General features: G+C 64.2%; 17 protein-coding genes. 4 read left to right on the top strand and 13 right to left on the bottom strand.

Going from position 1 to position 19,238, the window contains the following annotated elements:
- Positions 1–4 precede the first annotated feature (4 nt).
- Positions 5–1,429 (top strand): PhoH family protein, encoded by a 1,425-nt coding sequence (locus ACHFB9_RS09410; RefSeq protein WP_417066682.1) that lies wholly within the window; start codon positions 5–7, stop codon positions 1,427–1,429.
- Positions 1,430–1,622: 193 nt separating this feature from the next.
- Positions 1,623–2,177 (top strand): C40 family peptidase, encoded by a 555-nt coding sequence (locus tag ACHFB9_RS09405; RefSeq protein WP_417066681.1) that lies wholly within the window; start codon positions 1,623–1,625, stop codon positions 2,175–2,177.
- A 6-nt stretch (positions 2,178–2,183) separates the two neighbouring features.
- Here the strand turns inward: ACHFB9_RS09405 and cueR are convergent, their stop codons facing one another.
- From cueR to ACHFB9_RS09340, 13 genes are all read right to left on the bottom strand, one after another.
- Positions 2,184–2,585 carry a Cu(I)-responsive transcriptional regulator gene (cueR, locus tag ACHFB9_RS09400; protein WP_417066680.1) on the bottom strand — a complete coding sequence of 134 codons (402 nt, stop codon included), beginning with the start codon at positions 2,583–2,585 and terminating at the stop codon, positions 2,184–2,186.
- The gene (locus tag ACHFB9_RS09395) at positions 2,582–4,924 is read right to left on the bottom strand and encodes a heavy metal translocating P-type ATPase (RefSeq protein ID WP_417066679.1); all 2,343 of its coding nucleotides are present in this window, start codon (positions 4,922–4,924) and stop codon (positions 2,582–2,584) included. The genes cueR and ACHFB9_RS09395 overlap by 4 nt, the downstream gene beginning before the upstream one ends.
- A 130-nt stretch (positions 4,925–5,054) precedes the next feature.
- Positions 5,055–7,016 (bottom strand): chemotaxis protein CheA, encoded by a 1,962-nt coding sequence (locus ACHFB9_RS09390; RefSeq protein ID WP_417066678.1) that lies wholly within the window; start codon positions 7,014–7,016, stop codon positions 5,055–5,057.
- A gap of 59 nt (positions 7,017–7,075) precedes the next feature.
- The gene (gene cheZ / locus ACHFB9_RS09385; RefSeq protein WP_417066677.1) at positions 7,076–7,912 is read right to left on the bottom strand and encodes a protein phosphatase CheZ; all 837 of its coding nucleotides are present in this window, start codon (positions 7,910–7,912) and stop codon (positions 7,076–7,078) included.
- A gap of 66 nt (positions 7,913–7,978) precedes the next feature.
- Positions 7,979–8,368 carry a chemotaxis response regulator CheY gene (gene cheY, locus ACHFB9_RS09380; protein ID WP_417066676.1) on the bottom strand — a complete coding sequence of 130 codons (390 nt, stop codon included), beginning with the start codon at positions 8,366–8,368 and terminating at the stop codon, positions 7,979–7,981.
- Between the two features lie 15 nt (positions 8,369–8,383).
- Entirely contained in the window at positions 8,384–9,331 is a 948-nt protein-coding gene (locus tag ACHFB9_RS09375) for a chemotaxis protein (protein ID WP_417066675.1), read from the bottom strand.
- A 14-nt stretch (positions 9,332–9,345) separates the two neighbouring features.
- Positions 9,346–10,314 carry a chemotaxis protein gene (locus ACHFB9_RS09370; RefSeq protein ID WP_417066674.1) on the bottom strand — a complete coding sequence of 323 codons (969 nt, stop codon included), beginning with the start codon at positions 10,312–10,314 and terminating at the stop codon, positions 9,346–9,348.
- Positions 10,315–10,466: 152 nt separating this feature from the next.
- Positions 10,467–12,104 carry an ATP-binding domain-containing protein gene (locus ACHFB9_RS09365; RefSeq protein ID WP_417066673.1) on the bottom strand — a complete coding sequence of 546 codons (1,638 nt, stop codon included), beginning with the start codon at positions 12,102–12,104 and terminating at the stop codon, positions 10,467–10,469.
- Positions 12,105–12,153: 49 nt separating this feature from the next.
- A complete protein-coding gene (fusA, locus tag ACHFB9_RS09360) occupies positions 12,154–14,196 on the bottom strand; it encodes an elongation factor G (protein WP_417066672.1) in 2,043 nt (680 codons plus the stop codon).
- Positions 14,197–14,240: 44 nt separating this feature from the next.
- Positions 14,241–14,630 (bottom strand): biotin/lipoyl-containing protein, encoded by a 390-nt coding sequence (locus tag ACHFB9_RS09355; protein ID WP_417066671.1) that lies wholly within the window; start codon positions 14,628–14,630, stop codon positions 14,241–14,243.
- 24 nt (positions 14,631–14,654) lie between these two features.
- Positions 14,655–14,963, bottom strand: a complete 309-nt coding sequence (locus ACHFB9_RS09350) for a hypothetical protein (protein ID WP_417066670.1) — start codon at positions 14,961–14,963, stop codon at positions 14,655–14,657.
- 7 nt (positions 14,964–14,970) lie between these two features.
- Positions 14,971–16,521: an acyl-CoA carboxylase subunit beta gene (locus ACHFB9_RS09345; RefSeq protein ID WP_417066669.1), complete on the bottom strand. Its 1,551-nt coding sequence runs from the start codon at positions 16,519–16,521 to the stop codon at positions 14,971–14,973.
- A 115-nt stretch (positions 16,522–16,636) separates the two neighbouring features.
- A complete protein-coding gene (locus ACHFB9_RS09340; protein WP_417066668.1) occupies positions 16,637–16,981 on the bottom strand; it encodes a hypothetical protein in 345 nt (114 codons plus the stop codon).
- A 185-nt stretch (positions 16,982–17,166) separates the two neighbouring features.
- Here ACHFB9_RS09340 and ompR point away from each other — a divergent pair, with 185 nt between their 5' ends.
- The gene (gene ompR / locus ACHFB9_RS09335) at positions 17,167–17,898 is read left to right on the top strand and encodes a two-component system response regulator OmpR (protein WP_417066667.1); all 732 of its coding nucleotides are present in this window, start codon (positions 17,167–17,169) and stop codon (positions 17,896–17,898) included.
- Positions 17,899–19,230: an ATP-binding protein gene (locus ACHFB9_RS09330; RefSeq protein ID WP_417066666.1), complete on the top strand. Its 1,332-nt coding sequence runs from the start codon at positions 17,899–17,901 to the stop codon at positions 19,228–19,230.
- Positions 19,231–19,238: the final 8 nt, after the last annotated feature.

The following is a 19,238-nucleotide window of genomic DNA, read 5'->3' as shown; positions in this document are numbered from 1 at the left end:
CGCCATGCCAGCCAAACGCGCGCGCAAGTCCAGTCCGATCACCAAGCTCTTCGTCCTCGACACCAATGTGCTGATGCACGACCCGAGCAGCCTCTACCGTTTCGAGGAACACGACCTCTTCATCCCGATCCAGACTCTGGAAGAGCTGGACGGGCACAAGAGAGGGATGTCGGAAGTCTCACGCAACGCGCGCCAGGCGAGCCGGATGCTCGACGAAATCATCTCCGGCCGCAGCGAAGCGATTGACAGCGGCCTCGATCTCTTCGAGCCCTCGCACCAGATGGCCACCGGCCGTCTTTTCCTGCAGACCGAGGCGATGCCGACCGAACTGCCGGTCAAGCTGCCGACGACCAAGGCCGACAACCAGATCCTCGCCGTCGTCTATCACCTGCAGGCGAAGTTCCCCAAACGCGCCGTGATCCTGGTGTCCAAGGACATCAACATGAGGATCAAGGCCCAGGCGATGGGCCTGGCGGCTCAGGACTACTTCAACGACAAGGTGCTCGAAGACACCGACCTGCTCTATTCGGGCATGCGCGAACTCAGCCCCGAGTTCTGGGAGCAGCACGCCCAGGGCATGGAGTCGTGGAAGGAGAACGGACGCACCTATTACCGGCTCCAGGGCGCGGCCGCCGGCGAACTGACGCTCAACCAGTTCGTCTATCAGGAAGGCGAGAAACCGCTCCATGCCTGGGTCAAGCAGCGCGAGGCGACGAGCGCGGTGCTCGAAACGCTGATCGACTTCACCCATCAGAAGAACAATGTCTGGGGTATCACCGCGCGCAACCGCGAACAGAATTTCGCGCTGAACCTGCTGATGAACCCGGAGATCGACTTCATCACGCTGCTCGGTCAGGCCGGAACCGGCAAGACGCTGCTGACGCTTGCCGCGGCGCTGACCCAGGTTCTCGAAACCAAGCGCTACAGCGAGATCATCATGACCCGAGTCACCGTTCCGGTCGGCGAGGACATCGGCTTTCTGCCCGGAACCGAGGAAGAGAAGATGACGCCGTGGATGGGCGCGCTCGAGGACAACCTCGACGTGCTCAACGGCACGGCCGAAGAGGGCAATCAGTACGCCGGAGAATGGGGACGGGCCGCAACGCGCGACCTGATACGCACCCGGATCAAGATCAAGTCGCTGAACTTCATGCGCGGGCGCACTTTCATCCAGAAATTCCTGATCATCGACGAAGCCCAGAACCTGACTCCGAAGCAGATGAAGACGCTGATCACGCGCGCGGGTCCGGGCACCAAGGTCGTCTGTCTGGGCAACCTCGCCCAGATCGATACGCCTTATCTGACCGAAGGCAGCTCGGGTCTGAGCTACGTCGTCGACCGCTTCAAGGGCTGGGGGCACAACGGTCACATCACGCTGCAACGCGGCGAGCGCTCCCGCCTCGCCGACTGGGCGGGCGAGGTGCTCTGAGTCCGGGATGCTTTGTAAGGGGAAGTTTACGGATCGGGGCCTCGCTGGCCCCGATTTTGATGGCGAGCCCGGGCAATTCCCGTCCCGACAGGCGTTCAGCCTTCTCCCTTATGGCGAAATATCCCTTTTGAATAGAGCAAACCATGCAGATCAAGGGTTTACAGGCGAAGACTCAGGCGGGTATGATGCGCCGATGGATTTGAAACCCCTACTCATCGCACTGGTATCGGCAGCCCTGCTGCACGCGCCTGCTCACGCGGAACCTCCCGAGGCCGCCCAGCAGGCTCAGGCTCGCGAAGCCTCCTCCGATGAAGGACAACCCGATCTGTTCGGCCGGGCGACCCACCAGGTTCAGGGGGTCATGAATTCAGGCCTCCAATACCTCGGCATTCCCTATCGTTTCGGCGGCAGTTCGGCCGAGACGGGCTTCGACTGCAGCGGCCTCGTTCGGCGCATCTTCAGCGACGCGCTGGGCTTGAATCTGCCGCGCAGTGCCCGGGAAATGGCCAGCATGGGCAAGCAGGTCGGCCGCAACGAGTTGAAGCCGGGTGATCTGGTCTTCTTCAATACGATGCGCAGGACTTTCTCGCACGTCGGCATCTACCTGGGCGACGACCGTTTCCTGCACTCCCCGTCCGCGGGCGGCCGGGTGCGCGTCGACAATCTGAACGAAGCCTACTGGCAGCGCACCTTCAACGGTGCCCGCCGTCTGATCGGCGGCGAAGCCGCCGCCAACTCGATCCGCTGAAAGGCGTCACCCGGCGCAGCCGCCCTGCGCGATCGCATTCAGGATCGGGCAGTCCGGGCGCTGGTCGCCCTGACAAGCGTCGGCCAACTCCAGCAAAGCCTCCTTCATCGCCTGCATTGCCGTGATCTTGCGTTCGAGTTCAGCGATATGGCTCAGCGCAATCGCCTTGACCTCTCGGCTCGCGCGCGCTCCGTCCTCCCACAGCGACAGCAGCTCGCGGATCTGCTCGAGACCAAAGCCCAGCTCCCGGGCATGGCGGATGAAATTGAGCCGACGCAGATCATCGTGCGTATAGCGCCGGTAGCCGGCCTCGCTGCGCGGAGCCTTGGCGAGAAGGCCTTGTTCCTCGTAATGCCTGATCCGCTTGGCTGAAATCCCGCAGAGCTTCGCCGCCTCGCCTATGTTCATTTTTCCTTCGGTTTCCAGCGCCTGAGCATCAGCGCATTCGTGACGACCGAGACCGACGAGGCGGCCATCGCCGCCCCCGCGATCATCGGGGACAGTGCCCCCGCTGCGGCCAGAGCGATTCCGATCACGTTGAACAGAAAAGCCCAGAACAGGTTCTGACGTATCTTCGCGACGGTTCGGCGCGACAGCGAGATCGCGGAGGCGACGCGCCGCGGATCGTTGCCGAGCAGAGTGATCGCGGCCGCATGCATCGCAACGTCGGTGCCGCCACCGATCGCGATCCCGACGTCCGCCGCGGCGAGCGCCGGAGCGTCGTTGATCCCGTCGCCGACCATCGCGACGCAGACCCCGCCTTCGCGCAGCTTCGCGATCCCTTCCGCCTTCTCGGCGGGGAGCAGTGCGGAGCGGAACTCGGTGATGCCTAGCCGCTCCGCGACCCGCGCAACGGCGCCCGGATGATCTCCGCTGAACAGGATCACGCGTATCCCCTGCTCCTGCAGCGCGCTGACGGCGCTTGCCGCCTGCGCGCGCAGCGAGTCTTCGAACGCGAAGAGGCCCAGCGCTGCGCTGCCTGCCCTCGCTTCGGCAAGCCAGGCCAGCGTGCGCCCTTCGCTTTGGTGGGCTCTGGCGGCCTCAGCAAAAGCCTCGCAGCCTATCCCCCACTCCTCCATCAAACGGGCATTGCCGAGCAACAGAGGCTTGCCGTCCATCTCGGCCTTCATGCCTCGACCGGGAAGGCTCTGGTAGGCGCTGAGCTCTGGCAAGGCCAGGCCTTCGGCCGCTTCGAGCAAGGCACGGGCCAGCGGATGGCTGGAGCCGCGTTGGATGGCCGCGGCCAGCACGAGCGCGCCCTCGCCGTGACTGGCGACGAGGCGAGGATGGCCTTCAGTCAGGGTTCCGGTCTTGTCGAAGACAACGACGCGAATCCGGTGCGCCCGCTCCAGTGCTTCGGCGTCCTTGATCAGGATCGCGTAGCGGGCGCCCAGACCGGTGCCGACGATGATCGCCGCCGGCGTCGCGAGCCCCAGCGCACAGGGGCAGGCGATCACCAGAACGGACACCGCGTTGATCAGCCCCGCCTCCCAGTTTCCCGTCGCCAGCCCCCAGCCCAGCCACGTCAGCAGCGCGAGGATCAGCACGACCGGAACGAAGATTGCGGCTACCTTGTCGACGAGGTGCTGAATCGGCGCCTTCGCGGCCTGGGCATGTTCGACGAGGCTGATGATCCGGGCCAGAACAGTCTCGGCCCCCAAGGCCAGCACTTCGACCACGAGCCGCCCTTCGCCGTTGATCGCGCCGCCGGTTACCGTGTCCCCGACCCGTTTCTCGACCGGAAGACTCTCCCCCGAGATCAGCGCTTCATCGACCGAGGATTCTCCGTCAAGAATCCGGCCGTCGACGGCGATGCGCTCGCCGGGCAGGATCACGACGCGATCGCCGAGGCGCAGCTCGGCGATCGGCAGCTCGAGCACGCGTCCCTCGCGCTCGACGCGTGCGAAGTCCGGCCTCAGCGCCTGCAACGCGCGGATCGCTGACAGCGTCTGGCGCCGCGCACGCGCTTCCAGCCATTTGCCCAGCCTGACCAGCACGATCACGACCGCCGAGGCTTCGAAGTAGAGCTGGGCATGCTCGCCGTGAAGCCACCACTGCCACAGCGAAAAACCGTAAGCCGCGCTGGTGCCCAACGCAACGAGCAGATCCATGTTGCCGGCGCCCGCCCTCAGCGCGTTCCAGGCCGAGCGGTAGAAGCGTGCGCCCAGTGCGAACTGGACCAGCGTCGCGAGCAGGGCCTGAAGCCAGTGGGCCAGCATCAGATCGCGGCCGCTCAGACTCGCGAGCATCGGCAGGACAAGCGGCAGGACCAGAGCGATGCCGGCGGCGAGTTCCTGGGTTTCGCGCTGGGTTGTGTCCGTCTCATCGGTCTGCTCGCTGGCCAGGCTCGCCGAGAAACCGAGCGTACCCACCGCAGCGATCAAAGCCTCGGGCTCGGCGCCGAGCGCACGGACCCGCGCCGACTCGGCCGGCAGGCTCACGCTCGCCTCCAGGACGCCCGGAACACGGTTCAGCGCCTTCTCGACGCGGGCGACACAGGACGCGCAGCTCATGCCCGAGATCTTCAGCTCGAACTCGTGCTCGGGAACCTCGAAGCCCGTCTTGCGGATCGCGACCAGGATGGCCGGCAGACTCTGGGCCGCCGCTTCGACTTGCGCCTGCTCCGCGGCGAGGCTCACCGCAACGGCCTCAACTCCGTCGACGGCCGCGATCGCCTTTTCAAGCCTCGCCACGCAGGAGGCACAGCTCATGCCGCGCACAGGGATCATCAAGGTCTCATTCTTCATCCAGGCCTCCTCCATTTCGATGGACAGAGCATGAAGCTTCCCATCGTGGCAAGCTCAAGCATAAACAGAGCGCAAAGATAAAAAACCGCCCGCCGGCGAACCGGGGGCGGTTTTCAGGACCTGCGAAAACTCAAGCCGCGCTGGGCAGACGCTGCTGAAGCAGCTCTTCGCGGCTGATACCGCTCTGTTCGCTGAACGAGGCCAGCAGTTCCTTCATGTCGAGGATCAGCACGATCTGCCCGTTTGCCAGAGTCGTGACCCCGGCGACGCCCTTGGGACGGAAGGCATCGAGCGACTTGATCACCGCGTCCTCGCGGCCGGCGAATGTGTCGATTGCGAGCACATAGTTGCGCTCGCCGGTCTGCATCAGCACGCCGTACTCGGGCCGGTGCTGCTGTGGCCAGCCGAGCAGGCCTGAGAGCGTATAGATTGGCAGCACTTCGCCGCGCACGACCATCGTTGCCCGTCCGCCGACCTCCTGAACTTCGGCCGGATCGACCGGCAGGATCTCGCGAACCATCGACAACGGCACCGCGAAGGGCTGCTCGTCGAGGCGGACGACCAGAACCGGCAGGATCGCCAGGGTCAGAGGCAGCGAGATCGTGAAAGTCGTTCCCTTGCCCTGGGCCGAACGGATGTCGATCGTGCCGTTGAGCTTCTGGATGTTTGTGCGCACAACGTCCATGCCGACGCCGCGGCCGGACACATCGGAGACCTTGTCCGCAGTCGAGAAGCCGGGCAGGAACACCAGGTTGTAGCTCTGGCGTTCGTCCATCGTGTTCGCTTCTTCATCGGTGATCAAACGCTTCTCGAGCGCCTTGGCGCGCAGGCGCTCGGCGTTCATGCCGTGACCGTCGTCGGCGACGATGATGACGATGTGATCGCCTTCCTGGCGCGCTTCGAGCCTGACCACCGACTTTTCGGATTTGCCGGCGGCAACCCGTTCGTGCGGCAGCTCGACGCCGTGATCGACCGCGTTGCGGATCAAGTGGATGATCGGATCGGACAGATCCTCGATCATCGTCTTGTCGATCTCGGTCTCCTCGCCGGAGAGCATCAGCTCGACATCCTTGCCCAGACCGCGGGCGAGGTCGCGCGCGATGCGCGGATACTTCTGGAACAGGCGTCCGATCGGCTGCATCCGCGTCTTCATCACCGCGTTCTGCAAATCGGAGACCAGAAGATCGAGCTGGCTGACCGCGACATCGAGCGCGTGCAGCGTTTCGCTGTCGGAGCGTCCATTCAGGATGTCCGAGCGCAACGCGTTGAGCCGGTTCTTGGTCAGGCCGATTTCGCCCGACAGGTTCAGAACCTGATCCAGGCGAGAAGTGTCGACACGGATCGAATTGTCGCGCTGGCGTTCGCTCTCGCGACGGCCGACCGGACCGCTGTAGCCGGGCTTGTCGGATGCGCGGCGGCCGATCGCGGCCTGGATGATCTCGTCGGGAGACTTGCCCTGGACACCGTGCGGGTCGACGGCAACCGAGGTGGGCGCCGCAGCCGCCGCAGACAGCGGCGGGCCACCGGCGACGGCTTCATAGAGCGCGTTCCAGTCCAGGCCGTCCTCGCCGATCGGTTCGGGCGGAACAAAGACCGGAGAGACTGGAACCAGAGCGCTCGTCTCAGCGGCGGGTTCGCTCTCCGGAACCTGCACCGGAGCCGGAGTATTCGTCAGCGTTGCCGCCGCCTCGGCGGTCAGCTGGCCGGCCACCGCCAGCTTGAGCAGATCGATCAGCTGGGCAGACGCTGCTCCGGGTTGAACCCCACGCTCGAGCTCGCCGAACATGTCGCGCACCGATCCGGTCGCGGCGAGGATCACGTCCATCATTTCCGGCGTGACCAGCAGTTCGGCGTTGCGCAGCTTGTCGAAGAGGCTCTCGGTCAGGTGGCACAGCGTCACCAGCTCGGTTGCATTCAGGAAGCCCGCGCCCCCCTTGATCGTGTGAAAACCCCGGAAGATCTCATTGAGCAGCCCCGTATCGCCCGGGCTGCGCTCCAGATCCACCAGCTTGTTGTCGACGCCGGATAGCAGATCGCCTGCCTCGATCAGGAAGTCCTGAAGCAGGTCCTCCATTCCTCCAAAGTCGCTCATGGCTCGCTCCGCTTCATTTGTCGATTTCAAACCTTCTCAGCCCGTTGCGGATGAACCGCTCAGAAGCCCAGACTCTCGAGCAGATCGTCGACCTGCTCCTGATTATTGACCACGTCTTCACGCCCGTCGCCGCTGACCACCGGACCATTGAGCAGGCCATCGCTCTTGGACGAACGCTTGTTCTCGGGGATGACTTCGAGCAGAACCTTCAGCAGCTCGTTCTCAAGATGAGCCGTCATATCGACGATCTTCTTGATGACCTGCCCGGTCAGATCCTGGAAGTCCTGAGCCATCATGATCTCGAGCAGCTGGCTATCGATGACCTTGCTGTCGGCCGCGGAGCTGCCAAGGAAAGTGTGCGTCTCTCCGGCGAGCGTCTTGAACTCGGCAACCGAGAGTTCGCGGGCATAGAGCTTGTCCCAGCGGGCTTTGAGCGCCTCGGCTGCGCAGCCGGTCTTCTCGGCGAGAGGCTTCGCAACGTCGGTCGCGTTCAGAACCCGGCTCGCTGCCTGCTCGGTCATCGTGGCGATATAGGACAGACGCTCGCGGGCATCCGGAATCTGCCGGGCCGTCTCCTCGAGCATCCTGTCGTAGCCGAGCTCGCGCAGGCTGTCGTGCAGCATCCGCGTGATCTGCCCGATCTTGTTGAACACCGATTCCTGACGTTCTTCCGCGGTCATCGGCTCGGGGGGCACTTCGCGCGCCTCGCCTTCGAGGGTCTGCTGGTCGCCGCCCGCGTACTGGGAAGAGACTTCATCAAAAAGGTGTTGCAAATCATCATTATCGCCCGAAGCCTCGGGGGCTTTGGGGTGAGCGGCTTCCTCGGCAATGGTGTCGAAAAGAGCCTGAAGTTCTTCGTTGTCGCCTGATCCGTCATTCAATGGCCGATTTGCCATGTCCGACTCCCGTAATCTGTCTGCACGCGCAAAGCGTCTGAATCCATCCGCTCAATCGGGAACGGATCACTTACCGATCTTTTCGAAAATCTTGCCGATCTTTTCGGAAAGAGTCGCCGCCGTGAAAGGCTTGACGATATAGCCACTGGCGCCCGCCTGGGCGGCGGCAATGATGTTCTCTTTCTTCGCTTCCGCCGTGATCATCAGCACGGGAAGATCCTTGAGCTGGGCATTGGCGCGAATCGCCTGCAGCAGCTCAAGTCCCGTCATATTGGGCATGTTCCAGTCGGTGACGACGAATTCGAAGCCGCCCCCCTGAAGCTTCTGCAATGCGATTGCGCCGTCCTCGGCCTCATCGACGTTCGTATAGCCCAATTCCTTGAGCAGGTTGCGAACGATGCGGCGCATCGTCGAAAAATCATCCACGACGAGAAACTTTGTCTTGGGGTCGGACATATCTAATTCTCCGGGTTATTCCCTGTACGATTTCATCAGATAGGGGCGGAGGGTCTCGGCGAGAACCTCGGCATCAAATTTCGCGACGTAAGCATCGACCCCGACTGATTTTCCCATCGCCCTGTTCGCCTCCGAGGACAGCGAAGAGTGCATCACGACCGGAATTCCGTCAAAACGGGCGTCGGCCTTGATGTTGCGCGTCAGCACATAACCGTCCATCTCCGGCATCTCGGCATCGACGAGGATCATCGTCAGCTCATCGGCAAGTCTGCGCTTCTGAAGCTGGGCGTGGGAAGCCATACCTTCGAGACGGGTCCAGGCTTCGGCACCGTTCATCGCATATTTGTGGCGGGCGCCCAGCTTGTCGAGCACCTCAGCGATCTTCTTGCGCGCGATCGAAGAATCGTCAGCGAAGAAGACATGGGCTTCGACTTCCTTGGCCAGCGGAGTGATCTGGCCGATCGGCGTCTCTCCGAAAGTGTTGGCCAGAATCGTCTCGACGTCGAGGATGGAAACGAGGCGCCCGTCGGGCAAAGAAGTGATCGCGGTGATGAAGGCCGCCGCCGAGGAGCTGACGTTCTCCGGCTGCCTGACCTTGTCCCATTCGACGCGGATGATCCGGTCGACATCATGAACCAGAAAACCCAGGGTCCGCTTGCTGTACTCGGTCACCATCATCGAGCCGCCCAGCTCCTGTCCCGGCTTTTGCAGGCCGAGGATGCGCCCGAGCGAGAGCACCGGAATCACATTTCCGCGCAGCGAGATCAAACCTTCGACTCCGGCGGGCATGTTCGGCGAACGGGTGATGAACGGGGTCTTCGAGACTTCGCGAACCTTGAAGACGTTGATGCCGAATGTCTCCGAGGTTCCCAGCGAGAACAGCAGGATTTCCATCCGGTTGGAACCCGCGAGCTTCGTCCTCGCATCGACCGTTTCGAGCAGATTTCCTTCGAAGCGCTCCATTTGTTCTATCTCCCTTACTCTTCTGCGGCAACGGTCTTGACGGGATCGATATAAGCGCGCAACGCATCGGCCAAGCGGTGGGGTTCGAACTTCGACACATAGGCGTCGACGCCAACCGATTTGCCCAGCACCTGGTTCGACATACCCGACAGCGAGGAGTGCATCAGCACAGGAATGCCCTCAAAACGGGGGTCCGTCTTGATCTTCTTGGTCAGGATGTAGCCGTCCATCTCGGGCATCTCGATGTCGGTCAGCACCGCGGAAACCAGATCCTTGACCTTGCGGCCGGTGATCTCGGCATGAGCTGCGATACGCTGCAGCTCGTCCCAGGCGACCCGGCCATTGACCGTTCCGATCGCACGCACCCCCATGATCTTGAGCGTGCGTTCGATCTGTTTGCGCGCAACGACCGAGTCGTCGGCAAAAAAGACCGTCGCATCCTCGCGGGTGAGGGGGCGGATGTCCTTGAACATGTACTCGTCGTCGTACTTGGTCGTCTCGGACAGAACCTTTTCGACGTCCAGCATCATGATCAGTTTGTCGTCGGCCAGCTCGGTCACCGAAGTGACGAGTCCGCCCAGGCGTGAAGTGAGCATTTCGGGCGGCACCCGCATCTGCTCCCAGTCGAGGCGAAGAATCGTATCGACCGCTTCGACCAGGAAGCCCTGGGTGTGGCCGTTGTACTCGGTCACGATCATGATGTCGCGCTTGCCGTCCTTGTTGACGCCGGTATATTTGGCCAGATCGACAACAGGTACCAGCTGCCCGCGCAGCGAGACCATTCCCTCGACCGCTTCCTGCATCTCGGGCGCCGCGGTGATCGGAGGCGTGCGCATCACTTCGCGAACCTTGAACACGTTGATGCCAAAGGTCTCGCGCCGCCCTGTGCGTTGATCTTCGCCCAGAGTGAAGAGCAGGATCTCAAGCTTGTTCGTACCGGCAAGGCGGGTACGTTCATCGATATTCTTCAGTAGTTCGGACATGCTTTGCTCTCCACCAATCGTTTCCGGCACCTGCCAGAACAGGTGTCTTTCCTACCTACGGCACGAAGGGCGGCAACTTGAGGATTTGAGCAGCCGGAGCTGGTCAGACCTCCTGAAGCCCTGCCGATCGGGCGGCACATTGTATTACGGTATTACAGTCCATTTTCGAGCGCCCGGGCAAAGATCTGTGCCAGTTCTCCGCTCGCGACCACCGAGAGCTTCAGCGTTGCGCGGGTCGCGCCGACGAAAATCTTGCGCCAGCACGCTTCATCCAGAGCCGGCGCATCGATTTCGGTCAGGATCACGCAGGGCGCGCTCTGCCCCTTGAAGCGATAGACCGTCTCGCACAGCACTTCGCCCGCCGTGTACAGCGGATTGCCCTCTGCATCATAGCCTCCCGAGAAGTGACGCAGCGCGATCGGCCCGAGCCGGTCGAGGGGCGCGAGCAGCGATCGTTCCCGCCCGCGAAAACTCAGGATAACGATCTGCTCCCGGGAAAAGCCCAGGCCGATCGCTTCGGTCACCGCGCGCCGCGTCTGATCGAGCAACTCATCGCGACCGCGGTAGCGGAACAGCGAGACTTTCTGGCCTTCGACCGGACTGCCCGCCTCAATCCTCGCCTCGGGTCTGAGCCGGTTCAGCAGAGTAACGATCTCACCGGGGCTGCGATAGTTGACTGGAGAAGTCAACGTGACCCAGCCCGGCAGCGGCACGGGCTCGCGCCCATAGAGGTTCTGCCCACCATCCTCTAGCCACCACGCACGCCCATGCGGCATGAGCAGCCGCATCAGCGCATCGCGCCACGGTGCCGAGAAATCCTGGCCCTCGTCGACGATCAGCTCATCGACCCGGAACTCCTCGGGAACGGCCATCGCCGCGAAGGCCTGGGCGATCCGCTCGAAAGCGTCAGGTTCGGAGAAATCCGGACGCAGGCCCGTGCTGCGCACCATCCGGTTGCACAGCTGCAGGTAGGAGGCGACGAGGCCGCCCTCGGGCGCCAGGCGCGCGAAGTGATCGGCCAGCGGGCGGTTGAAGCAGACGAAGATCACTCGCCGTCCCTCGCGGATCGCCTCCTCGAACAGGCTCAGCGCGAGCTGGGTCTTGCCCGAGCCGGCAGTCGCCGAAATCCGCACCCGATGCGGTTCGACCTGGATGCGCCGCGCCCATTCGGCCAAACCACCGGAGAGCCGCGTGTACAGCTTCTCGGCCGATCCGATCTGGCTGCCGATATCGACGACGAGGCGAAGGGAGTCCGAAAAATAGCGATTGACCGTGGCTGCGCGCTCGCGCTCCACGGTGATCCCGGTATCGAGCTTGGCGAGGCGGCGACTCACCCATTCGGGCAGGCTCTGCGCAGAGCTCGCATCGAGGATGGCCGCCGCGTCAATCGCTACGCTCGCGCGATCCATCACCGTGTAATCGGGCAGATAGAGCAGCACATCGAGCACAGCGCCGGGCAGGCCCGCGCTAATCGCAGCGGCGCTGCGTCCCAGACCGTGCGCAATCTCGGTGAGGTGGCGGCCCCTGCGGATCAGGCCTGAGTTCTCTTCGACGAGGTAACCTCCGTGCTGCTCGATCAGCAGTACGGCCCCCCGAGGCGAGACGACCGCGAAATCAACGCTGCCGAACCGCCGCCTCGCCCCCTCATCGCCGCTCCACTGCACATCGTGATAGACGGTGAAGCCTTCGGGCAGGCCCGCCAGAGCGGCAAGCGTATCGAGCTTGCGCGCCTGTTGCGGGCCAGCCCCCGCGATGAGTCTGCGCCAGTTATCGGGGACGATTCGCGCCATCACGATCAGCCGGATATGTGAGCACGCGATCCTACACTGTCCAGGCCGGCTACTGCTCCCCCACCTCCCAGGCCCTGGCCAGCCGCGATTGAATGTCGAGCGGGGCGTTCTCGTAGTGGCTGAAGCTGACCGTCAGACCGCAATCTCCGGCCAGCAGAGACTTGATCCGGGCTTCGAAGCCGTCCATCTCGGCAAGAGGCAGCTGGGCGTTGATCTCGGTCCAGCCCGCCTGAGGGCTGTCGGTGCCCAGCAAACGCCCCCGGCGCGCCGATATTTCGCCCGAGACGCTGCCGAACATCCCGTCCCGGGTCCGGACCAGAGCCGTTACATAGGGTTCGAGCAGCTGCGGCCGGCTCAGCGCGATCGCTTCGAGCACCGCGTGCCGCGCAGCGCTGACGAAGGAGACTTCGTTCGAATCGACCGCATGGTGCTTGCCGTCCAGAACCACGACGCGCAGATCCTGGATCGGGAAGCCGGCCAGCGCGCCTTCCGCGAGCGCCTGGCGCACGCCCTTCTCGACCGCGGGCATGAACTGGCCGGGAATCGTGCCTCCCTTGACCTGATCGACGAATTCGAAGCCCGAACCGCGGGCAAGCGGCTCGACCCTGAGCTCGACCTCGCCGAACTGTCCGGCCCCCCCGCTCTGCTTCTTGTGCCGATAGCGCGCCTGCCCCACTGCGCCTATCGTCTCGCGATAGGGAACGGCGGGAGGCGCAGTGTCGAGCTTGAGCCCCCAACGCTGGCTCAGCGCCTCGCAGAGGATCTTCAGGTGCGGCTGCCCCATGGCGCGAACCACGGTCTGCTTGCCCTGGATATCGTATTCGACGGCGAGACAGGGATCCTCCTCGCACAGTTGTCCGAGCGCATCGGCGAGCTTCTGCTCGTCGCCGAGCTTGGTCGGCCGCAGCGCCAGACCGGCAACGGGCTGAGGAAAGACGCGCGGCGCGCGATGCAGCAGATCCTCGTCGTGCGAATCGTGCAGCACCGCGTCGCGGTGGATTTCTTCGATTCGGGCCAGTGCGCAGATCTCGCCCGGCCCGGCGGAGGAAACTTCCTGCTGGTTCCTGCCCTGAAGTCTGAGCAGATGCGCGACCTTGACCGTCTTGCGCGCATCGCCGACGAAGATCTGGGAACCCGCGCGCAGCGTTCCCTGGTGGATACGGAAGATCGCGAGCTTGCCGCGATAGGCGTCATTGGCGATCTGGAACACATGGGCCACGAGGTGGGCAGCAGGATCCGGGGAGGCGACAAGATCCTCGGCCCCCTCGCCTTCGCCGCGCAGAAAGTGCGCGGGATTGCCCTCTTCGGGGCTGGGCATCAGCTTCGCGATCAGCTCCAGCAGTTCGCGCACGCCGGAACCCGAGCGCGCCGAGGTAAAGCAGACCGGTATCAGGTGCCCTTCGCGCAGCGCCTTCTCGAACGGTGCGTGGAGCTGTTCGGGTGTCAGCGACTCCCCCTGCTCCAGATAGACCGTCATCAACTCCTCGTCGAGTTCGACGACCTGGTCGATCAGCGCTTCGTGGGCGGCGCGCACCGACGAGAAAGCCGTCTCGGCATCGGGGTCGGGTGCGAAGAAGCAGTCGACGACACCAGAGAGATCCGGAGTCGGCAGATTGATCGGCAGGCAGACCTTGCCGAAGATCTCGGCGAAGCGGCCGACGAGCGCCGCGAGATCGACGCCCGGAACATCGATTCCGGTCACGACCATCATCCGGCACAGGCCGTTCGCCTCTTCCATGACCCGCCGGGTCAGCGTTCCGACACCGCCGCTGGCGCGCACGCAGACCAGCGTGGTCTCGACCGCGTCCAGCGCGCTCTGCGCCCGACCAAGAAGATCAGGGGTTCCCGGGGTATCGAGAAGATTGACCGCGCACTCCGCCCAGTCGAGGTGACAGACCGAAGTGTTCAGCGAATGTCCGAGCGTCTTTTCGAGCGGATCGTAATCGCTGACTGTCGTCCCTTTTTCGACTGAGCCGGCGCTGCCGATCGCCCCCGCGGCGACGAGCAGGGATTCGAGCAAGGTGGTTTTTCCCGCTCCAGAAGCACCCACCAGAGCAAGGTTACGGATATCGCAAAGCCTGCCGGACGTCATGATGCCTCCCTGGTTTTTGAACCGAGCTGCCGAATCTCTCTCCTTCAGGCCAGAGTCAGAAGAATCTGCCCCGAGTCCACGGTCTCGCCGACCGCGACGCTGATCGTGCCGACGACCCCCGCGCTCGGCGCGACGATCGCGTTCTTCATCTTCATCGCTTCGATCGTGATCAGCGTGTCGCCAACCGCGACCGCGTCGCCAACCGCGACGTGGATCTTTTCGACGACGCCACCGAGGCTGCTGACCACCGCACCGGGTGCCGCGGCGGGCACAGGGGCTGCCGCGACGGGCGCAGGTGCGGGCGCCTGAGCCGGAGCTTCGCTGCGGGGCGAACGCGGCGCGTCAGCCGGGTGAGGTGCAGCAGTTCCGCCGAGTTCCTCGACGGTCACGGTATAGGGGTGTCCATCGACGGTGATGCGGTATCTGCGTTCCATGATCGTTTCCTCGGAGGGGGTGGCTCACCAGCTTGCGCCGCGCCGGTACTTGTCAATCGAATGGGAGTGATGATCCAGTCTCGCCTGCCCGCTCCAGTTGCGCGTACCACGCTGGACTTCGATATGGACGATGCGCCGCCGGCCCGGCAGGGCCGCGAGCGCGGCGGCGATCGCCGCGACGTGCTCGGGCGGAACGCCCGCGAAGCGGGCGGGCGCGGCGCGAGCCGGCTCCAGGCGCGGCGCGTTCTTGCGCAGGAAATAGAGCACCGCGGCCGTGCCGAGCAGCGCGGCGAGCAGAAGAGCGCCAAGCGGGCCTGAGAAGATCGTTTCCATCGCGGCCTCAGAGCGGGATGTTGCCGTGCTTCTTCGCGGGCCGCCGTTCGCGCTTTGCGAGCGTTTTGCGGAAAGCGAGGCGCAAGGCCGCCCGGGTCTCGCCGGGCTGGATCACGTCGGTGATGTAACCCTTCCCGGCTGAAACATAGGGGGATGCGAACTCGTCACGATAGCCCTGGGCGAGTTCGGCTATCTTCGCCTTCTTGTCCTCGGCCTGTTCGATCTCGCGCCGGTAGAGCAGCGAAACCGCCGCTTCAGCTCCCATCACCGCGATTTCGGCGCAAGGCCAGGCGAAAACCATGTCGGCCCCCATCTCCTGGCTGCACATCGCGAGATAAGACCCTCCGTAAGCCTTGCGCAGAACGACCGTGATCTTCGGCGTCGTGCAGGACGCATAGGCGAAGAGCAGCTTCGCGCCGTGCCGGATGATCGCGCCCCGCTCCTGATCAACTCCGGGCAGAAAGCCCGGGACATCGACCAGGGTCAGCAGCGGAATGTTGAATGCATTGCAGAAACGGATGAAGCGCGAGGCCTTGTCGGAGGCGTTGATGTCCAGAGCTCCGGCCATCACCGAAGGCTGGTTCGCGACGATGCCGACGACGACTCCGGCGATGCGCGCGAAACCGACAACCAGGTTCAGCGCGAAGCTCGCATGAACTTCAAGGAAATCGCCACCATCGACGAGCCGCGCGATGACCGTGTGAATATCGAAAGGCTCGCCGGGATCGTCGGGAATCAGCGCCGCCATGCCCTCATCGAGCGAGAGGTCGATATCCGGGTCCAGCCGGTGCGGAGGATCCTCGGTGTTGTTGGCGGGAAGATAGGAGAGCAGGCGCTTGATGATCCCGATTGCGTCCTCGTCATCCTCGGCAATGAAGTGCACGTTGCCGCTGACGCTTGCATGCATCTGGGCGCCGCCGACCTCGTCCATCGTCGTTGCCCGCCCGGTCACCGCCTTGATCACTTCGGGACCGGTGATGAACATCTGCGCGTTGCTGCGCGTCATCACGACGAAGTCCATCAGCGCAGGCGAGTAAGCCGCGCCGCCCGCGCAGGGGCCGAGGACCGCGGCGATCTGCGGCACGACGCCGGAGAGCAGCACGTTCGCATAGAACACGTCGCCATAGCCGGACAGCGCATCGACGCCCTCCTGGATCCGCGCACCGCCCGAATCCTGGAATGCGATCAGCGGAATGCCCAGGTTCTGCACATACTTCATCAGGCGCGAGATTTTTTCGGCGTGCGCCTTGCCCAGGGTTCCGGCGCAGACCGTGAAGTCCTGGCTGAACGCGGCGACCTGAAGGTTGCCGATGAAGCCGGTGCCGGTGATGACTCCGTCGGCAGGGAATTCCCGTCCGGACAGTCCGAACGAAGTCGCACTGTGGCGCACATGCGCGCCCGTCTCCTGGAAGGTCCCGGCAGAGAAGAGTTTATCGAGCCGCTCGCGCGCTCCGAGCTGCCCCTTTTCGTGCCGGGCAGCCAGTTTGTCAGCCCCCCCGCCCAGGCGAAGGGCCGAGCGACGCTTTTCCAGCGCATCGACAGCGGTTTTGGTAAGCATATCGCTAGCTCCCACTCATTCCGCGCGGCCACAGTCGGACAGGGAAATGCCGCGCTGTCGCGACAGAACTTACGCGCAGCGCCGTGGAGCGCTCTTGATAGCGGTCAAGCGCGAGTCAGCGTTCGCCGTAAAGCTTGTGGGCAGCGTCGTTGATTTCACGGCGCAGCTGGCGCCGCTCTTCAGGCGACATTCGCCGCGGGGCGCGCGATTCGTACCCGGAATCGAAGCCCACGGCGGGGGTGAGTCCCTCTCTCTGGCTCTGGCGGAGTTCTTCGCGCAAGCCATGGCGCTCCTGGTGGCGCAACTTGGGTTCGTCCCGGCGTTCCTCGGCGGGATCCGGATGGGTGTCCCGCTGAGGCAGGATGCGCATTCCGGCGGCCAGGGCGGAAGATGAGGCCACCACAGCGAACACCGTGGCGGCGAGCGACAGGGTTCTGACTTCGTGGCGGGAGAACTTCATGGTGTTTCCTCAAGCGTCGGCGCAAAGAATCTCTTCGCTGGCAGCGATGTTCCAAAAACGGGGTAAATCATATGTGTGAGCTGGGCGCGGTCTTGTAAGCAATGGTTACGCAGCCGGAACACCGTAACGAACGCTTACCGCGAGGGATCTGGTCGTCTCGCCCGCGACCCGATAGGATGGCGGTCATGGAAAACAAGGAACGTTACCGCATCCTGATCGTCGATGACGACGCCCGCCTGCGCAACCTGCTCGAACGCTATCTCGAAGAGCAGGGCTTTGGCGTCAAGGCCGTCGCCGACGCGACTGCGATGGACCGGGCTCTGACCCGCGAGCACGCCGACCTTCTGGTTCTCGACCTGATGCTTCCCGGTGAGGACGGTTTGTCGATCTGCCGCCGGCTCAGGGGGGCGAACAGCGATCTGCCCATCATCATGCTGACCGCGAAGGGCGACGAAGTCGACCGGATCGTCGGCCTGGAGATGGGGGCGGACGACTATCTGCCCAAGCCATTCAATCCGCGCGAACTGGTCGCGCGCATCCATGCGGTGCTGCGCCGCAAACCGCGCACGCCCCCCGGCGCGCCGGCCGCTGCCGATGAAGTCGTCAGCTTCGGTCAGGTCACGGTCAACCTCGCGACCCGGACGCTGTGCCGCGACTCGGTCGAACAGGCGCTGACCACCGGGGAGTTCGCGCTGCTCAAGGTCTTGCTCCAGCATCCGCGCCAGCCACTGTCGCGCGACAAGCTGATGGAGCTCGCTCGCGGTCGCGAGTACGACGCTTTTGACCGTTCGATCGACGTCCAGGTCTCCCGCCTGCGTAAACTCGTCGAGGAAGAACCGTCGCGGCCCCGCTACATCCAGACTGTCTGGGGCTTTGGCTACGTTTTCGTCCCCGACGGACAGGCAACGGCTTCCTGAGTGCGGATCACCATCGCTCCACGCAGTCTGCTCTGGCGCACTTTTGCGCTGATCGCACTGCTGATCGGCCTGTCTCTGGCCGCCTGGTTCCAGATCTTCACGCGCTTTGAAGAGCGGCCCCGCGCGCGCCAGACCGCGCAAATGCTGGTCAGCGTCGTGAACCTGACGCGGGCGGCGGTCGTCAACGCCGACCCCTTGCTCAGGCAGGCGCTGCTGCGCGACCTGACCGTTCAGGAAGGACTCAGGATCTACCCGGCCGAGCCGGGCGATCGGCTCAAGCCGCTCCCCGACACGCCGCTGATGCGCGAACTCGAAGCCGAGGTCAAAAAGCACCTCGGTCCGGACACGCTGCTCGCTTCGGCGCGCGAAGGCGTTGAAGGGATCTGGGTCAGTTTCCTGCTTGACCCCGACGACAGCAGCAACATGTTCTGGGTCATGCTGCCGCGCGCCAAGATCCAGCACGGACGTACCGCCGAATGGCTAGGCTGGGCCAGCGCGGCGCTGCTGCTCGCGCTGATCGGCGCCTTCATGACTGTGCGCCATATCGCACGCCCGCTCGCTCAGCTCGCCCAAGCGGCCCGGACCGTCGGCCGGGGGGGCGTACACGACCCCCTGCCCGAGAGCGGGCCCGTCGAGCTCGCCGAAGTCGGTCGCGCCTTCAACCAGATGTCGCGCGATCTCGCCCAGCTCGAATCGGATCGGGCGCTGGTGCTGGCCGGCGTCTCGCACGACCTGAGAACGCCTCTGGCGAGGCTGCGCCTGGGCGTCGAGATGAGTGGCGCTCCGCCCGAGGAAGTCGAGGCGATGTCCACCGACATCGAGGAGATGGGGGCGATCATCTCCCAGTTCCTCGATTTTGCCCGCGGCGACTCCGAAGAGAAGGCCGGAGCGATGGATCTGGCCGTGCTCGCCGACGATCTGGTCGGCGACTATATCCGCCGCGGCCTGCCGGTCACGCTCTTGAGCCGCCCCGCGAAGCTCGCCTATGCGGGACGCCAGAAAGCGCTGCGCCGCGCGCTCTCGAACCTGATCGACAACGCATTGCGCTATGCCGGGCGAGAGCAGAATATCGATGTCACGGTGAGCCGCGAGAACGGGTTTGCGCGCCTCGCCGTGCTCGATCGCGGGCCGGGCATCCCGCCCTCCGAGGTTGAACGCCTCAAGCGTCCCTTCACCCGACTGGAAGCCGCGCGCACCGATGCGAGCGGCTCCGGTCTGGGCCTTGCGATCGTCGACCGGATCGCCCGCGCGCACGGCGGCCGCCTCGAACTGCTGCCCCGCGAAGGCGGCGGGCTTGCCGCAAGCCTCGTCCTTCCGCTCTCCTCGCTATAATCATCCCT

The sequence above is a fragment of the Niveibacterium terrae genome (assembly GCF_048213115.1).
GTDB lineage: Bacteria > Pseudomonadota > Gammaproteobacteria > Burkholderiales > Rhodocyclaceae > Niveibacterium > Niveibacterium terrae.
The sequence above is the reverse complement of the archived record's forward strand: the minus strand, read 5'-3'. Positions and strand labels throughout refer to the sequence as shown.

Excerpts from the sequence above, each read along its gene's own strand:
- ACHFB9_RS09410 (WP_417066682.1), top strand. The coding sequence starts at position 5 with ATGCCAGCCAAACGCGCGCGCAAGTCCAGTCCGATCACCAAGCTCTTC.
- ACHFB9_RS09405 (WP_417066681.1), top strand. The coding sequence starts at position 1,623 with ATGGATTTGAAACCCCTACTCATCGCACTGGTATCGGCAGCCCTGCTG.
- cueR (WP_417066680.1), bottom strand. The coding sequence starts at position 2,585 with ATGAACATAGGCGAGGCGGCGAAGCTCTGCGGGATTTCAGCCAAGCGG.
- ACHFB9_RS09395 (WP_417066679.1), bottom strand. The coding sequence starts at position 4,924 with ATGAAGAATGAGACCTTGATGATCCCTGTGCGCGGCATGAGCTGTGCC.
- ACHFB9_RS09390 (WP_417066678.1), bottom strand. The coding sequence starts at position 7,016 with ATGAGCGACTTTGGAGGAATGGAGGACCTGCTTCAGGACTTCCTGATC.
- cheZ (WP_417066677.1), bottom strand. The coding sequence starts at position 7,912 with ATGGCAAATCGGCCATTGAATGACGGATCAGGCGACAACGAAGAACTT.
- cheY (WP_417066676.1), bottom strand. The coding sequence starts at position 8,368 with ATGTCCGACCCCAAGACAAAGTTTCTCGTCGTGGATGATTTTTCGACG.
- ACHFB9_RS09375 (WP_417066675.1), bottom strand. The coding sequence starts at position 9,331 with ATGGAGCGCTTCGAAGGAAATCTGCTCGAAACGGTCGATGCGAGGACG.
- ACHFB9_RS09370 (WP_417066674.1), bottom strand. The coding sequence starts at position 10,314 with ATGTCCGAACTACTGAAGAATATCGATGAACGTACCCGCCTTGCCGGT.
- ACHFB9_RS09365 (WP_417066673.1), bottom strand. The coding sequence starts at position 12,104 with ATGGCGCGAATCGTCCCCGATAACTGGCGCAGACTCATCGCGGGGGCT.
- fusA (WP_417066672.1), bottom strand. The coding sequence starts at position 14,196 with ATGACGTCCGGCAGGCTTTGCGATATCCGTAACCTTGCTCTGGTGGGT.
- ACHFB9_RS09355 (WP_417066671.1), bottom strand. The coding sequence starts at position 14,630 with ATGGAACGCAGATACCGCATCACCGTCGATGGACACCCCTATACCGTG.
- ACHFB9_RS09350 (WP_417066670.1), bottom strand. The coding sequence starts at position 14,963 with ATGGAAACGATCTTCTCAGGCCCGCTTGGCGCTCTTCTGCTCGCCGCG.
- ACHFB9_RS09345 (WP_417066669.1), bottom strand. The coding sequence starts at position 16,521 with ATGCTTACCAAAACCGCTGTCGATGCGCTGGAAAAGCGTCGCTCGGCC.
- ACHFB9_RS09340 (WP_417066668.1), bottom strand. The coding sequence starts at position 16,981 with ATGAAGTTCTCCCGCCACGAAGTCAGAACCCTGTCGCTCGCCGCCACG.
- ompR (WP_417066667.1), top strand. The coding sequence starts at position 17,167 with ATGGAAAACAAGGAACGTTACCGCATCCTGATCGTCGATGACGACGCC.